The 14494-nt window shown below is 61.9% G+C and carries 13 protein-coding genes; 1 reads left to right on the plus strand and 12 read right to left on the minus strand.

The genetic code is table 11. The features are described 5' to 3' along the window. Positions 1–7 precede the first annotated feature (7 nt). The 12 genes from ACPFMA_RS10225 to ACPFMA_RS10280 all read right to left on the minus strand — a co-directional run bounded on the left by ACPFMA_RS10225 (position 8) and on the right by ACPFMA_RS10280 (position 12802). Positions 8–685: an NADH-quinone oxidoreductase subunit B gene (locus ACPFMA_RS10225; protein ID WP_064303257.1), complete on the minus strand. Its 678-nt coding sequence runs from the start codon at positions 683–685 to the stop codon at positions 8–10. A 10-nt stretch (positions 686–695) separates the two neighbouring features. Beyond that, entirely contained in the window at positions 696–1109 is a 414-nt protein-coding gene (locus tag ACPFMA_RS10230; protein ID WP_009400986.1) for an NADH-quinone oxidoreductase subunit A, read from the minus strand. A gap of 355 nt (positions 1110–1464) precedes the next feature. Next, positions 1465–2127, minus strand: a complete 663-nt coding sequence (locus tag ACPFMA_RS10235; protein WP_064303258.1) for a lysoplasmalogenase — start codon at positions 2125–2127, stop codon at positions 1465–1467. A 137-nt stretch (positions 2128–2264) separates the two neighbouring features. Further along, on the minus strand, positions 2265–3590 hold the full coding sequence (gene aceA / locus ACPFMA_RS10240; RefSeq protein ID WP_064303259.1) for an isocitrate lyase: 1326 nt from the start codon (positions 3588–3590) through the stop codon (positions 2265–2267). A gap of 525 nt (positions 3591–4115) precedes the next feature. Then, complete coding sequence (locus tag ACPFMA_RS10245) at positions 4116–4880, minus strand: secretin N-terminal domain-containing protein (protein WP_425930097.1); 765 nt, start codon at positions 4878–4880, stop codon at positions 4116–4118. A gap of 130 nt (positions 4881–5010) precedes the next feature. Beyond that, a complete protein-coding gene (locus ACPFMA_RS10250) occupies positions 5011–5442 on the minus strand; it encodes a GNAT family N-acetyltransferase (protein WP_279897289.1) in 432 nt (143 codons plus the stop codon). Next, positions 5435–6604: a cupin domain-containing protein gene (locus ACPFMA_RS10255; RefSeq protein WP_009400978.1), complete on the minus strand. Its 1170-nt coding sequence runs from the start codon at positions 6602–6604 to the stop codon at positions 5435–5437. Before ACPFMA_RS10255 ends, ACPFMA_RS10250 begins: the two co-directional genes overlap by 8 nt. An 82-nt stretch (positions 6605–6686) precedes the next feature. Then, positions 6687–8057, minus strand: coding sequence for an adenylosuccinate lyase (gene purB, locus ACPFMA_RS10260; protein WP_009400977.1), 1371 nt, complete (start codon positions 8055–8057; stop codon positions 6687–6689). Between the two features lie 89 nt (positions 8058–8146). Then, positions 8147–8767: a high frequency lysogenization protein HflD gene (gene hflD, locus ACPFMA_RS10265; RefSeq protein WP_064303262.1), complete on the minus strand. Its 621-nt coding sequence runs from the start codon at positions 8765–8767 to the stop codon at positions 8147–8149. Continuing rightward, a complete protein-coding gene (gene mnmA, locus ACPFMA_RS10270) occupies positions 8764–9888 on the minus strand; it encodes a tRNA 2-thiouridine(34) synthase MnmA (protein ID WP_064303263.1) in 1125 nt (374 codons plus the stop codon). Before mnmA ends, hflD begins: the two co-directional genes overlap by 4 nt. Positions 9889–9959: 71 nt before the next feature. Beyond that, positions 9960–10400, minus strand: a complete 441-nt coding sequence (locus tag ACPFMA_RS10275; protein ID WP_064303264.1) for an NUDIX hydrolase — start codon at positions 10398–10400, stop codon at positions 9960–9962. A gap of 176 nt (positions 10401–10576) precedes the next feature. Next, positions 10577–12802 (minus strand): NADP-dependent isocitrate dehydrogenase, encoded by a 2226-nt coding sequence (locus ACPFMA_RS10280; protein ID WP_420057079.1) that lies wholly within the window; start codon positions 12800–12802, stop codon positions 10577–10579. 418 nt (positions 12803–13220) lie between these two features. Here ACPFMA_RS10280 and icd point away from each other — a divergent pair, with 418 nt between their 5' ends. Further along, positions 13221–14477 (plus strand): NADP-dependent isocitrate dehydrogenase, encoded by a 1257-nt coding sequence (icd, locus tag ACPFMA_RS10285; RefSeq protein WP_009400972.1) that lies wholly within the window; start codon positions 13221–13223, stop codon positions 14475–14477. Positions 14478–14494 lie beyond the last annotated feature (17 nt).

The raw sequence follows: 14494 nt of genomic DNA on the forward strand, positions 1-14494 counted from the left end.
CGCTGGATCAGACTTCGTCGGGGCTGCGCAGGTTGGTCACCTGCATGCGCTGTTCACGACGCAGATCTTTCTGGGCCGGCATCTCGGCGCGGTACACGCCTTGATCGCCGACGACCCAGGAAAGAGGGCGTCGCTCCTGGCCAATCGACTCCTGCAGAAGCATCAGGCCTTGCAGGAATGCTTCAGGGCGAGGCGGGCAGCCAGGTACGTAGACATCCACGGGGAGGAACTTGTCGACCCCCTGGACGACCGAGTAGATGTCGTACATGCCACCGGAGTTGGCACACGAACCCATGGAAATGACCCACTTCGGTTCCAGCATCTGCTCATACAGGCGCTGGATGATCGGCGCCATCTTGATGAAGCAGGTGCCGGCGATGACCATGAAGTCGGCCTGACGCGGAGATGCCCGGATCACTTCGGCGCCGAAACGGGCGATGTCGTGCGGCGCGGTGAACGCCGTGGTCATCTCCACGTAGCAGCAGGAAAGGCCGAAGTTGTAGGGCCAGAGGGAGTTCTTGCGACCCCAGTTGACCGCACCGTTGAGCACATCCTCGAGCTTGCCCATGAAGATGTTCTTGTGGACCTGGTCCTCTAGCAGCGAATCGGAGACGGTTTCCCGATCTCCGATTGGGTACTGCTCGTTGGGCGCGTCCGGATCGATTCTGGTGAGATTGTATTGCATTGCCAAAGCCTCATTGTTTCAGCTTCGCTTGCCGCTTGCGGCGACCCACGGGAGCCCAATCGAGCGCCCCGACCCGCCAAAGGTAGACAAGACCTGCCAACAGAATTGCTATGAAAACGAGAGCTTCGACGAATCCGGTCCAGCCGCTTTCGCGGACGGACACAGACCATGCAAAGAGAAAGAGGGCTTCGATATCGAAGATCACGAACAGCATCGCGACCAGATAGAATTTGGCCGACAGGCGCAGGCGGGCGCCGCCGGTAGGCAGCATGCCGGATTCGAACGGCTCGTTCTTGCTGCGACCCCAGGCCTTGCTACCGAGCAGGCTGGACAGGCCGAGCATGAAGGCGCAGAGGCCGACGACACCCAACAGGAAAATGGCGAAACCCCAGTTGTGGGCGATCAGTCCGGTCGAATCGGGCATGCTGAGAATCCTTAACAGAGCACGGTGGTCTCTGAGCGTAAAAGAGTTGGAGCAGTGACGATATGTCGCAGCTGGATCTATCGCGCTGATTTTATGGGTAAAGCCGGTGCAAGTAAAATTTCTACGGCAAATTTATTCGTAGGATTAAGAACAAAAAAACCTCGTAACTCCCTGTAGCCCTTGTATTTCGGGGATTCGCCGCGCTTTCGTTAATTATGTTTCTTGCAGGCTGTAAAGAATCGCAAGTTTCGAAATGATAATTGATATCATTTGTTGATCTGCTGTTATTCCTACTGTTCAAGTCAACCAAGAAGTTCATCGGCGTTCTTCCTGAAAGTTATCGGCAATCTGCGTTCTAGACGCTTTTGGTCGCTGGCGTCCGGTCATGGGTCAAGGGTGTGGTGGATTGCTGGCGCTGCGCCGAAGCGCTGATCGCCCATTGCCCGAGCCAGTAGAACAGGATGATCAGCGTGGGAGCTGCGCCGAACTGGCTGACGAAACGGTCGATGCCGATCAGGCTGTCCGACAGTACGAAGCTGATGGCGCCAATGGCGGCGAAGCCTGCGCAGGCAAGGGCGCGCCAGAGCATTGCGCTGATGACCAGGGCATAGGCCGCCACCGGAACCAGCAGGTCGCCCAGGTCGTGCCAGGCCAGCAGGGTGAATAGCCCGACGCCGCAGGTGCCAGCAATCAATAGTGCCCATGGGGCGGTTTTTCGCTGGTCATCCAGGTAGGCACGCAGGTATGCCAGGTGCGCGCAAAAGAAGGCGGCGAGACCGATGATGAACAGGTCGGCTGGCCAGGCCAGGGCCAGGTCGCCCAGGATCGAAAAGCCCAGGCCGATCAGGATCCAGCGCCGGTAGGTTCCGGCGGGTGCGTCGAAAAGCCAGAGGATCATGGCCAGCACGGGCACCGGCTTGCTCGCGAAGGCCAGCCAGGCGGCGCCGCTGTTCGCTGCATATATATAGAGAGCGCAGCCGGCTACGGCAAAGGTGCAAAGCGCTGCGGGGCGGGTCATGGCCTATCCTTGTCCGGTGCTGTGCGGGCAAGCATAGCCGTGAATTTTGCATAGGAGTGAGGCAAAAAGCCGCGGCCCGGAACCCCATCACAGGTCCCGGGCCGCAGGTGTTACCCGAAAGTCACCGATCGGTCAGATCAGTGGAACTGCTCTTCTTCGGTGGAGCCGGTGAGGGCGGTTACCGAAGATTTGCCACCCTGGATCACGGTGGTCATGTCGTCGAAGTAGCCGGTGCCGACTTCCTGCTGGTGGGCGACGAAGGTGTAGCCCTTCGAAGCGTCAGCGAACTCTTGCTCCTGCAGCTTGACGTAGGCAGTCATGTCGTTGCGGGCGTAGTCGTGCGCCAGGTTGAACATGCCGTGCCACATGTTGTGGATACCGGCCAGGGTAATGAACTGGTGCTTGTAGCCCATGGCCGACAGTTCGCGCTGGAACTTGGCGATGGTCGCGTCGTCCAGGTTCTTCTTCCAGTTGAAGGAAGGCGAGCAGTTGTAGGACAGGATCTGGTCCGGGTATTCCTTCTTGATCGCTTCGGCGAAGCGACGGGCCTCGTCCAGGTCCGGCTTGGCGGTTTCGCACCAGATCAGGTCGGCGTATGGAGCGTAGGCCAGGCCACGGGCGATCGCCTGGTCCAGGCCGGCGCGGACTTTGTAGAAGCCTTCCGGAGTGCGGTCGCCGACCACGAACGGCTGGTCGTACGGGTCGCAGTCGCTGGTCAGCAGGTCAGCGGCGTTGGCGTCGGTACGGGCCAGGATGATGGTCGGTACGCCGGCAACGTCGGCTGCCAGGCGGGCAGCGGTCAGCTTCTGTACGGCTTCCTGGGTCGGAACCAGTACCTTGCCGCCCATGTGGCCGCACTTCTTCACCGATGCCAGCTGGTCTTCGAAGTGAACGCCGGCGGCGCCTGCCTCGATCATGTTCTTCATCAGTTCGTAGGCGTTCAGTACGCCGCCGAAACCGGCTTCGGCGTCAGCCACGATTGGCGCGAAGTAGTCGATGTAGCCTTCGTCGCCCGGGTTCTTGCCGGCTTTCCACTGGATCTGGTCGGCGCGACGGAACGAGTTGTTGATGCGCTTGACCACGGTCGGAACCGAATCCACCGGGTACAGCGACTGGTCGGGGTACATGGATTCGGCCGAGTTGTTGTCGGCAGCCACTTGCCAGCCGGACAGGTAGATGGCCTGGATGCCGGCCTTGACCTGCTGTACTGCCTGGCCGCCGGTCAGGGCGCCCATGCAGTTGACGAAATCTTTCTCAGGGCGGAAGGACGGGTGTGCGCCCTTGGTCACCAGGTTCCACAGTTTTTCCGCACCCAGGCGAGCCAGGGTGTGCTCTGGCTGGATCGAACCACGCAGACGGACGACATCGGCAGCGGTGTAGGTACGGGTCACGCCTTTCCAGCGCGGGTTCTCGGCCCAGTCTTTTTCGAGGGCTGCAATTTGCTGTTCGCGTGTCAGTGCCATGGAAATAAACCTCGTCGCATAGGTCTTGGTGAAAAGTGTTCGCTCTGTCGGCTGCGCTGTGTCGTACAGGAGCAGCACCGAATGCTCGCAGCTCAGGAACGCTGGCGTTGAATCAGTCCGGTCGGGCGAAATCGCGACGGTGAACGATGGGGCTCGGAGGGGAAGTGAGCAGGTGCGGGCGTCCGTCGGGCAGGTTGGCTCGTGGTTGCCGTGCTGCTTCGATCAGGGTGTGCCATGTACCGTTTGATGCGCTTCCGTCCCTCGGGACAACCTCGTTCCAGTCGTGATCACGTCCAACGCGCCTTGTGGGCTGTACAGACACGAATCGGCCTCGGGGGTAGATCGAAGCGCGACCCGAAGGCCCTTGCCAGGGCCCCTGATTAGCGGGAGCGGGGCCATCATGCCTCTGCGATCCGAGGGCGTCAAATGTTTTGTAGTGGTTTTTTCACTCCACTACATCTTTGGTCTAATGCGACTCCTCAGTCAGTTTCAAGGCCTTTGGTCGAGGCCTTGATTTCCCTGGGTTCAGTCCAGAACGTCGACTTTTACCCGCAAAGTCATGTTTTCACCGCGTTGGGTGGAGTAGGAGATGTCCGAAGCAGAGCGGTTGGCCTGACTCTGCTGATTGAATCCTGCCAGGGTGAGCCACTCACCCAGCCTGCCGGTGACTTTCGTGTCGGTGCTTTGTACTTTCACTACATCGGGACGTTCCTGGCTCATCCGGTCATTGTTGGTGCTGATGGCCAGGTGAACGGTTTCACCCGAGACGCTGGCGGTGACGTAGAAGCCCTGGGTGACGTTGCGGTACTCGGTCTGGCTTTGCAGGCGGCCGTAGCTATCGGTCTGGGTGTTGGTGATGGGGATGCTCTGGCCTATCTGGATCAGTGCGGGAGTGCCTTCGCTGGCCTGGACCTGTTGCAGGCCACCGTCGCGATTGGCGGTGCCGTAGTGGATTATCCGGGCATCGCCACGGCTGTCCTGAACATTGCTGTCGTCGTTGTCGACGCTGATCAGCAAGCGTTTCGGAGCAGTGTCCAGATCGCGCAGAAGGGTGCGAAGTTCGTCGATCTTGCCGGGTTCGGCCTTGACGATGAGTTTGTTCTCGAAGGCGCTGACCGTGCCGTCCCTGCCGATGAAGGCCTGGGCCGTGGGCAGGATCTCCGCGCTGGTGCGGTGGTTCAGGGGCAGGACTTCGGTGGCAGCGACAGCGTTGAGGCTGAAGGCCAGAAGCAGGGAGGCGAGCAGGGGGCGTAGCGGCATGTCCATGATCTCCGCGGGTGGAGTGGACATGATGGCAAAGATTGTTTGCGGTCGGGAGGATTTGCTGTGGATTTGCGGGCCTCATCGCTGCGGTGCGGCGGTCCGACGAGCCAGCTCCCACACACGATCCCTGTGGGAGCTGGCTTGCCAGCGATTGGGGTCACAACGGTTTCGAGTCGCGCACCATGTCGACATGAGGAATGCCCGCTTCCAGGAATTCCTCGCTGACCACCCGGAACCCCAGGCGCTCGTAGAACGCCGTGGCATGCACCTGTGCCGTCAGCATTTGCTGGCGCAGGTCGCGGTTCTGCGCTTCGACGATCGCAGCCTGCATCAACGCGTCGCCAACTTTCAGGCCGCGCCAGTCCTTGAGTACCGATACCCGGCCGATCTGGCCGTCTGGCAGCAGGCGGGCGGTGCCGATGGCGTAGTCGTCTTCCATGGCCAGGAAGTGGATGGCCTGGTTGTCGTCCGAGTCCCATTCCAGTTCCGGCGGTACGCTCTGCTCGGCGATGAATACTGCCTCGCGGATGCGGCGGATGTCCGCATTGTCCTTGTGCCAGTCGGCCAGACGGACCTTGATCTTATTCATTGGCGAACCCCAGGCTTCCCTGCTTGACCAACTGGCAAACCAGTTCCAGGCCGACTTCGTCGCCCAGCCAGTCGGCCAGGTTGTCGATATGCAAGGCGTCGGCCGAGCAGATCAGCTTCAGCAGTTCACGCAGGTTGCCCGGCAGCAGGCGGCTCTGCCCGCTGGCGAAGAGCAGCAGGTTATCGTCCACCTCGGACCAGGCCAGGCGTGCGCTCGGGTTGCGGATGATGATCGCGCCCTGTTCCAGGCTGTCCACCAGCTCTTCTTCGCTCAGTTCTTCACCGCTGACCAGTTCCGGATAGCGCGGCTCGGTCATGAACTGGCCGAACCAGGTCAGCAGCAGGCGCTCGTCGCCCATGTGTTCGTTGAGCAGGGACTTCAGGCGACCGAGGGCGTCATGCTGGATCTGGTGCGGATCGTCGCTGACCGGCTGGGCGTCGGCGTCGCTGTAGCGTTCTTCGTCGGTCAGGAACTGGCCGAGGAAATCGGTGAAGTGGGTCAGCACCTCGGCGGCGCTTGGCGCGCGGAAGCCGACCGAGTAGGTCAGGCAGTTGTCTTCGGCAACGCCGTAGTGGGCCAGGCGCGGTGGCAGGTAGAGCATGTCGCCCGGCTCCAGTACCCATTCGTCGCTCTGCTCGAAGTCGGCGAGGATGCGCAGGTCGGCGTGTTCCAGCAGCGGGCTGTCGCTATTGCACATTTGCCCGACTTTCCAGTTGCGCTTGCCATGGCCCTGGAGCAGGAACACGTCGTAGTTGTCGAAGTGTGGGCCGACACTGCCGCCTGGTGCGGCGAAGCTGATCATCACGTCGTCGATGCGCCAGCTCGGCAGGAAGCGGAAGTGCTCCAGCAGCTCGGCAACTTCCGGGACGAACTGGTCGACCGACTGCACCAGCAGGGTCCAGTCGCGTTCCGGCAGGGTGCCGAAGGTGTCTTCGGTGAACGGGCCACGGCGCAGCTCCCACGGGGTTTCGCCGTGTTCAAGCACCAGTCGCGACTCGACCTCTTCTTCCAGGGCGAGGCCGGCCAGTTCGTCGGCATCGATGGGGCTTTCGAAATCGGTAAAGGCCTGACGGACCAGCAACGGTTTTTTCTGCCAGTAGTCGCGCATGAACTGGCGCGCAGTCAAACCGCCGAGAAGTTGCAGTGGGATATCAGGATTCATGGTTAACCTATTGAAAAAACACAATTTTCTTTCATGAATAAAAACGCCCGGCTCGGCCGGGCGTTAAAGCGCGGAGTGTGGATCAGACGCGCTTGGCTTGCTCGGCAGCGTTGCCGATGTAGCTGGCAGGGGTGAGCTTTTTCAGCTCTTCGCGAGCCTCGGCAGGCATGTCCAGGCCTTCGATGAAAGTCTGCAAGGCTTCCGGGCTGATGCCCTTGCCACGCGTCAACTCCTTGAGCTTCTCGTAGGGGTTTTCGATGTTGTAGCGACGCATCACGGTCTGGATCGGCTCGGCCAGGACTTCCCAGCAGGCGTCCAGGTCGTCGGCGATGCGCGCGGTGTTGATTTCCAGCTTGCCGATGCCTTTCAGGCTGGCTTCGTAGGCGATCACGCTGTGGGCGAAGCCGACACCGAGGTTGCGCAACACGGTGGAGTCGGTCAGGTCGCGCTGCCAGCGGGAAACTGGCAGTTTGCTGGCCAGGTGCTGGAACAGGGCGTTGGCGATGCCCAGGTTGCCTTCGGAGTTCTCGAAGTCGATCGGGTTGACCTTGTGCGGCATGGTCGAGGAGCCGATTTCGCCGGCAACGGTCTTCTGCTTGAAGTAGCCCAGCGAGATGTAGCCCCAGACGTCACGGTCGAAGTCGATGAGGATGGTGTTGAAGCGGGCGATGGCGTCGAACAGCTCGGCAATGTAGTCGTGCGGCTCGATCTGGGTGGTGTAGGGGTTGAACACCAGGCCCAGCTCGTCCTCGATGAAGGCGCGGGCGTTGGCTTCCCAGTCGATCTGCGGGTAGGCCGACAGGTGGGCGTTGTAGTTGCCCACGGCGCCGTTGATCTTGCCCAGCAGCGGTACGGCTGCAACCTGGGCGATCTGACGCTCCAGGCGGTAGACCACGTTGGCCAGTTCCTTGCCCAGGGTGGTCGGCGAAGCCGGCTGGCCGTGGGTGCGCGACAGCATCGGCACTTCGGCGAAACGGTGGGCCAGCTCACGGATCGACTGGGCGATCTGGCGCATCAGCGGCAGCAGCACGGTATCGCGGCCTTCGCGCAGCATCAGGGCGTGGGACAGGTTGTTGATGTCCTCGCTGGTGCAGGCGAAGTGGATGAACTCGCTGACCTTGGCCAGTTCCGGCAGCTTCGCCGCCTGCTCCTTGAGCAGGTATTCGATGGCCTTGACGTCGTGGTTGGTGGTGCGTTCGATTTCCTTGACGCGCTCGGCGTGTTCAAGGGCGAATTCATTGGCCAGGCCATCGAGCAGTGCGTTAGCTTCGGCGGAGAAGGCCGGGACTTCGGCGATCTGCGGGTGGGAAGCCAGACGCTGCAGCCAGCGGACTTCGACCAGGGCGCGGAAACGGATCAGGCCGTATTCGCTGAAAATGGGGCGCAGGGCCTGGGTTTTGCCGGCGTAGCGGCCGTCTACAGGGGAAACCGCAGTGAGCGAGGAGAGCTGCATGGGGTGTTCTCGGACAGTCAGGCTTTTAAGAGGGCGCATATCATACATGAAAATCGCGCCCGGGTCGGGTGGCTGACAAAAGGTATTTATCAGCCGCGAAGCATCGGGTAGAGCTCGCGCAACAGCTTGCGGCGGCTGAACACCAGTTGCCAGCGATGCCCGCCGAGCTGGCGCCAAAGGCGCGCGGCACGGATGCCGGCCAGGAGCAGGGCGCGGATCTTCGAGGCATTGTTGGTCTGCTGCAGATGGCGCATGTCGCCATGGACCTGGATGCGCTGGCGCAGGGTGCTCAAGGTATCCTGGTACAGCGCGCCGCTGGAGGCGATGACGTTTTCGTGAACCAGGCCGAAGTGGTCGGCCTGGGCCTGGATCTGCGGCAGGCGGTTGCCGATGGTTTCCAGCATGTCGCCGCGCTTGGCCAGCTGACGCTCCAGGCCGAGCATCGACAGGGCGTAGCGCAGGGGTTCGCGCTGCAGGCTGCCGGGGTCGCGCTCCAGGGCGCTGGCCAGGGCGCGGTAGCCGTCGCGCAGGTTCAGATCGTCTCCACCGAACACTTCCAGGGTGTCCTTGGGGTCACGTACCAGCAGGCTGCCAAGCATGCAGCCGACATCGGCCTCGCTGGCGGTGCCGGTGCGGGCAATGCGATCCACCAGTACGGCGGCCTGGAACACGCCGCCGAGGGCGATCAGTTGCTCCTGGGTCTGGTTCATCCGCGGGCGCTCCACGGTTCGGCGATTTCGATCACGCCGCCGCCGAGGCAGATATCGCCGTCGTAGAACACCACCGACTGGCCGGGCGTGACGGCCCGCTGCGGTTCGTCGAATACCGCCCGATAACCGGTTCCGGTGCGCTCCAGGGTGCAGTCCTGGTCGCTCTGGCGGTAGCGCACCTTGGCGGTGAGGCGGCGCGGCGCCGACAGGTCGATCGGGTTGACCCAGAAGATTTCCGAGGCGAGCAGAGCGCGGGAGAACAACCATGGATGTTCATTGCCCTGGCCGACCACCAGCACATTGCGCGCCAGGTCCTTTTCCAGCACGTACCACGGTTCGTCGCCTGCGTCCTTCAGGCCACCGATGCCGAGGCCCTGACGCTGGCCGATGGTGTGGTACATCAGGCCGTGATGGCGGCCGATGACTTCGCCGGTGGTGGTCTGGATCTCGCCGGGCTGGGCCGGCAGGTATTGCTTGAGGAAGTCGCTGAAACGGCGCTCGCCGATGAAGCAGATGCCGGTGGAGTCCTTCTTCTTCGCCGTGGCCAGGCCGTGTTTCTCGGCGATGGCGCGGACTTCCGGCTTCTCCAGTTCGCCCACCGGGAACAGGGTGCGGGCGATCTGCTCGCCGCCGACGGCATGGAGGAAGTAGCTTTGGTCCTTGTTCGGATCCAGGCCCTTGAGCAGCTCGGTGCGGCCGTCGATATCGCGGCGGCGCACGTAGTGGCCGGTAGCTATCAGGTCGGCACCAAGGGACAGCGCGTAGTCGAGGAACGCCTTGAACTTGATTTCCCGGTTGCAGAGGATATCCGGGTTCGGCGTGCGTCCGGCCTTGTACTCTTCGAGGAAGTGTTCGAAGACGTTGTCCCAGTACTCGGCGGCGAAGTTGGCGGTATGCAGCTTGATGCCGATGCGGTCGCACACGGCCTGGGCGTCGGCCAGGTCTTCGCGGGCGGTGCAGTATTCGGTCCCGTCGTCCTCTTCCCAGTTCTTCATGAACAGGCCTTCCACCTGGTAGCCCTGCTCCATCAGCAGGAGGGCGGAAACGGAAGAGTCCACGCCGCCGGACATGCCGACGATGACGCGCGTCTTTTCGGGAGCTGGAAGAGCTGTTTCGGACATAGGTATGGGATGCGTATCTGGAAAAAGACGACGATTCTATCAGGCTGCGCCCTGCAAGGCGAAAGGCGCGCTCAGTTACGGATCAGCGAGAGGCTGTGCAACGGCCCGGCTAGGTAGTCGTCGAGGCATTGTGGCACCAGTTCGCTGCGCCAGCGTTGCGGGTCGGCCAGGAGTTCTTCGCGGGTCAGCCACACGGCGCGCACGATATCGCTGTCCAGGGCGCGTTCGGCGTGGTGCTTGACGGGCCTGGCGGCGAAGCAGATGCGCTGGTAGGTCACGCCGTTGCTGGGGGCGGTGTAGAGATAGATGCCGACCACGCCGGTCAGCTCGACGTCCCAGGCGGTTTCTTCGAGGGTTTCCCTCAAGGCCGCTTCGAGCAGGGTTTCATTGGCCTCCAGGTGCCCGGCGGGCTGGTTGAAGACGTGCTTGCCGGCCTTGAACTCCTCGACGAAGAGGAAGCGGCCCTGGTCTTCGACGACGGTGGCGACGGTGATGTGGGGTTGCCAGGTCATGTTCGGTCCTTTGATGGCGCCGAACCCTGTGGGAGCTGGCTTGCCAGCGATGACTGCAGTGAATTCACTATAGTCATCGCTGGCAAGCCAGCTCCCACAGGGTTCGGCGTGTAGCTGATACAGAAAAACCCCGGTGCGTGGCCGGGGTTTTCCTTCATTGCTTCAAGCTGGCGTTCTTACAGCGCGGCAATCGCGTTGTTGAAGGTCTGGCTTGGACGCATCACCTTGCTGGTCAGCTCGACGTCGGTGAAGTAGTAGCCACCGATTTCGGCTGGCTTGCCCTGGACTGCGTTGAGCTCGGCGACGATGGTCGCTTCGTTCTCGGTCAGGGTCTTGGCCAGCGGGGCGAAGCGTGCCTGCAGGGCGGCGTCTTCGGTCTGGGCAGCCAGTGCCTGGGCCCAGTACAGGGTCAGGTAGAAGTGGCTGCCGCGGTTGTCGATACCGCCGACCTTGCGCGCAGGGGACTTGTTACTGTCCAGGAACTGGCCGGTGGCCTGGTCGAGGGTGGCAGCCAGTACCTTGGCTTTCGGGTTGGCGTAGGCGTTGCCCAGGTGCTCCAGGGAAGCGGCCAGGGCGAGGAATTCACCCAGCGAGTCCCAGCGCAGGAAGTTTTCCTCGACCAGTTGCTGGACGTGCTTCGGTGCCGAACCGCCAGCGCCGGTTTCGAACAGGCCGCCGTTGTTCATCAGCGGAACGATCGACAGCATCTTGGCGCTGGTGCCCAGCTCCATGATCGGGAACAGGTCGGTCAGGTAGTCGCGCAGCACGTTGCCGGTGACCGAGATGGTGTCCTTGCCGGCGCGAATGCGCTCCAGGGAAACCTTCATCGCCTCGACCGGTGCCAGGACGCGGATGTCCAGGCCGGTGGTGTCGTGGTCCTGCAGATACTTCTGCACTTTCTCGATCAGCACGCCGTCGTGGGCGCGTTGCGGGTCGAGCCAGAAGATCGCCGGGGTGGCGCTGGCGCGGGCGCGGTTGACGGCCAGCTTGACCCAGTCGCGGATCGGCGCGTCCTTGGTCTGGCACATGCGGAAGATGTCGCCCGCCTCCACTTCCTGTTGCAGCAGCAGGTTGCCCTTGCTGTCCAGGACGCGGATGGTGCCGTCGGCCTTGGCCTGGAAGGTCTTGTCGTGGGAACCGTACTCTTCGGCTTTCTGTGCCATCAGGCCGACGTTGGGCACGCTGCCCATGGTGGTCGGATCGAAGGCGCCGTGTTTCTTGCAGTCTTCGATGACGGCCTGGTAGATGGTCGCGTAGCAACGATCCGGGATCAGCGCCTTGGTGTCCTGCAGCTCGCCCTGGGCGTTCCACATCTTGCCCGAATCGCGGATCATCGCCGGCATCGAGGCGTCGACGATCACGTCGCTCGGCACATGCAGGTTGGTGATGCCCTTGTCGGAGTTGACCATGGCCAGGGCCGGACGGACGGCGTAGACGGCCTGGATGTCGGCTTCGATCTGCGCCTGCTGCTCGGCCGGCAGGGTTTTGATGCGGGCGTACAGGTCGCCGATGCCGTTGTTCAGGTTGAAGCCGATCTCTTCGAGGACGGCAGCGTGCTTGTTCAGCGCGTCGGCGTAGTACTCGGCGACGATCTGGCCGAACATGATCGGGTCGGAAACCTTCATCATGGTGGCTTTCAGGTGTGCCGACAGCAGCACGCCCTGGGCCTTGGCATCTTCGATCTCGGCGGCGACGAAGGCGCGCAGGGCCTTGGTGCTCATCACGGCGCAGTCGATGATTTCGCCAGCCTTGACGGCAGTCTTTTCCTTGAGGACGGTGGTGGAGCCGTCCTTGCCCAGCAGTTCGATGCGCAGGCTGTCATCGGCTTCGATCAGGGCGGCTTTTTCGCTGCCGTAGAAGTCGCCGCTGCTCATGTGAGCGACGTGGGACTTCGAATCGGCGGCCCAGGCGCCCATCTTGTGCGGATGCTTGCGCGCGTAGTTCTTGACCGACAGCGGGGCGCGGCGGTCGGAGTTGCCTTCACGCAGGACCGGGTTCACGGCGCTGCCCTTGATGCGGTCGTAGCGAGCGCGGGCTTCCTTCTCGGCGTCGGTGGTCACGGTGTCCGGGTAGTCGGGGACGTTGAAGCCCTTGCCTTGCAGTTCCTTGATCGCGGCTTTCAGTTGGGGAACCGAGGCGCTGATGTTCGGCAGCTTGATGATGTTGGCTTCGGGCGTGGTCGCCAGTTGGCCCAGTTCCGCCAGGTGGTCGGCCACTTGCTTGTCGGCGCCGAGCTGTTCTGGGAAGGCGGAGAGGATGCGGCCGGCGAGAGAGATGTCCCGGGTTTCTACCGAGATTTCGGCGGTAGCGGTGAAGGCTTCGACGATGGGCAGCAGGGAGAAGGTGGCGAGGGCGGGAGCTTCGTCGGTGAAGGTGTAGATGATCTTCGAACGGGTGGACATATTCGGGTTAACTCTCTGTTTTGCTGAGCGTGCTCGGAATCTCGGTAGGGCGCGCAGGGTAAGCGCTTCGCTCAGACACATCCATAAGCGGAAAGTCGAGGATTCCAGGCTGTGATGGTGGGTTGCATCAGTCGAGTGTCAAACGGCTGCACTGCTGTAACAGTTCAGTCTTGTCAGGGGCCGTGGGTCCTGTGGCGGACGTCTCGCCCCGAGTGACCCTTGGGTCACCGGCGCGCAGTATACCAATTCCTTGGTCCTAATCAGCAAGGCGAACATGGCGGATGAGCATTTATAGACGAAAGATGTAGAGCTTTTTTCGGCTTTGTGACGGTTTTTTCGCCAAGGTTTCCGTTCTTCGCCAACTGGGTTAGGCTCAATGGATTGCATGACTTCAAACCAAGAAAAAGCGGAGTGCAGCATGGGATACCAGAAAATCGAGGTTCCGGCAGTCGGCGACAAAATCACCGTCAACGCAGACCATTCTCTCAATGTTCCAGACAATCCGATCATCCCATTCATCGAAGGCGACGGCATCGGCGTCGATGTCACCCCGGTCATGATCAAGGTGGTCGACGCTGCGGTCGAGAAGGCTTACGGCGGCAAGCGCAAGATCTCCTGGATGGAGGTCTATGCCGGCGAAAAGGCCACCCAGGTGTATGACCAGGACACCTGGCTGCCCCAGGAAACCCTCGATGCGGTGAAGGATTACGTGGTTTCCATCAAGGGCCCGCTGACCACGCCGGTCGGTGGCGGCATCCGCTCCCTCAACGTCGCCTTGCGCCAGCAGCTCGACCTGTATGTGTGCCTGCGCCCGGTGGTGTGGTTCGATGGCGTGCCCAGCCCGGTGAAAAAGCCAGGCGACGTCGATATGGTGATCTTCCGCGAGAACTCCGAGGACATCTACGCCGGTATCGAATGGAAGGCCGGTTCGCCCGAGGCCAACAAGGTCATCAAGTTCCTCAAGGAGGAAATGGGCGTTACCAAGATCCGTTTCGACCAGGATTGCGGGATCGGCGTGAAGCCGGTGTCGAAGGAAGGCACCCAGCGCCTGGTGCGCAAGGCCTTGCAGTATGTGGTGGACAACGACCGCAAGTCGCTGACCATCGTGCACAAGGGCAATATCATGAAATTCACCGAAGGCGCCTTCAAGGACTGGGGGTACGAGGTCGCCAAGAATGAATTCGGCGCCGAACTGCTCGATGGCGGCCCGTGGATGAAATTCAAGAATCCGAAGACCGGTCGTGAAGTCATCGTCAAGGACGCCATCGCCGACGCCATGCTCCAGCAGATCCTGCTGCGCCCGGCGGAGTACGACGTCATCGCTACCCTCAACCTCAACGGAGACTACCTGTCCGACGCCCTGGCGGCGGAAGTGGGCGGGATCGGTATCGCCCCGGGCGCCAACCTGTCCGACACCGTGGCCATGTTCGAGGCGACCCACGGCACCGCGCCGAAGTACGCCGGCAAGGACCAGGTCAACCCGGGTTCGGTGATTCTTTCCGCGGAAATGATGCTGCGCCACCTGGGCTGGACCGAGGCGGCCGACCTGATCATCAAGGGCACCAATGGTGCGATCCGCGCCAAGACCGTGACCTATGACTTCGAGCGGCTGATGGACGGGGCTACCCTGGTCTCGTCGTCGGGCTTCGGCGAGGCGCTGATCAAGCACATGTAAGAAAAAAGGCCCGCCTC

This window comes from Pseudomonas sp. NyZ201 (genome assembly GCF_049860765.1).
Classification (GTDB): domain Bacteria; phylum Pseudomonadota; class Gammaproteobacteria; order Pseudomonadales; family Pseudomonadaceae; genus Aquipseudomonas; species Aquipseudomonas bharatica.

Excerpts from the sequence above, each read along its gene's own strand:
- purB (WP_009400977.1), bottom strand. The coding sequence starts at position 8,057 with ATGCAGCTCTCCTCGCTCACTGCGGTTTCCCCTGTAGACGGCCGCTAC.
- ACPFMA_RS10250 (WP_279897289.1), bottom strand. The coding sequence starts at position 5,442 with ATGAATAAGATCAAGGTCCGTCTGGCCGACTGGCACAAGGACAATGCG.
- aceA (WP_064303259.1), bottom strand. The coding sequence starts at position 3,590 with ATGGCACTGACACGCGAACAGCAAATTGCAGCCCTCGAAAAAGACTGG.
- ACPFMA_RS10255 (WP_009400978.1), bottom strand. The coding sequence starts at position 6,604 with ATGAATCCTGATATCCCACTGCAACTTCTCGGCGGTTTGACTGCGCGC.
- hflD (WP_064303262.1), bottom strand. The coding sequence starts at position 8,767 with ATGAACCAGACCCAGGAGCAACTGATCGCCCTCGGCGGCGTGTTCCAG.
- mnmA (WP_064303263.1), bottom strand. The coding sequence starts at position 9,888 with ATGTCCGAAACAGCTCTTCCAGCTCCCGAAAAGACGCGCGTCATCGTC.
- ACPFMA_RS10230 (WP_009400986.1), bottom strand. The coding sequence starts at position 1,109 with ATGCCCGATTCGACCGGACTGATCGCCCACAACTGGGGTTTCGCCATT.
- ACPFMA_RS10235 (WP_064303258.1), bottom strand. The coding sequence starts at position 2,127 with ATGACCCGCCCCGCAGCGCTTTGCACCTTTGCCGTAGCCGGCTGCGCT.
- ACPFMA_RS10245 (WP_425930097.1), bottom strand. The coding sequence starts at position 4,880 with ATGTCCACTCCACCCGCGGAGATCATGGACATGCCGCTACGCCCCCTG.
- ACPFMA_RS10275 (WP_064303264.1), bottom strand. The coding sequence starts at position 10,400 with ATGACCTGGCAACCCCACATCACCGTCGCCACCGTCGTCGAAGACCAG.
- ACPFMA_RS10280 (WP_420057079.1), bottom strand. The coding sequence starts at position 12,802 with ATGTCCACCCGTTCGAAGATCATCTACACCTTCACCGACGAAGCTCCC.
- ACPFMA_RS10225 (WP_064303257.1), bottom strand. The coding sequence starts at position 685 with ATGCAATACAATCTCACCAGAATCGATCCGGACGCGCCCAACGAGCAG.
- icd (WP_009400972.1), top strand. The coding sequence starts at position 13,221 with ATGGGATACCAGAAAATCGAGGTTCCGGCAGTCGGCGACAAAATCACC.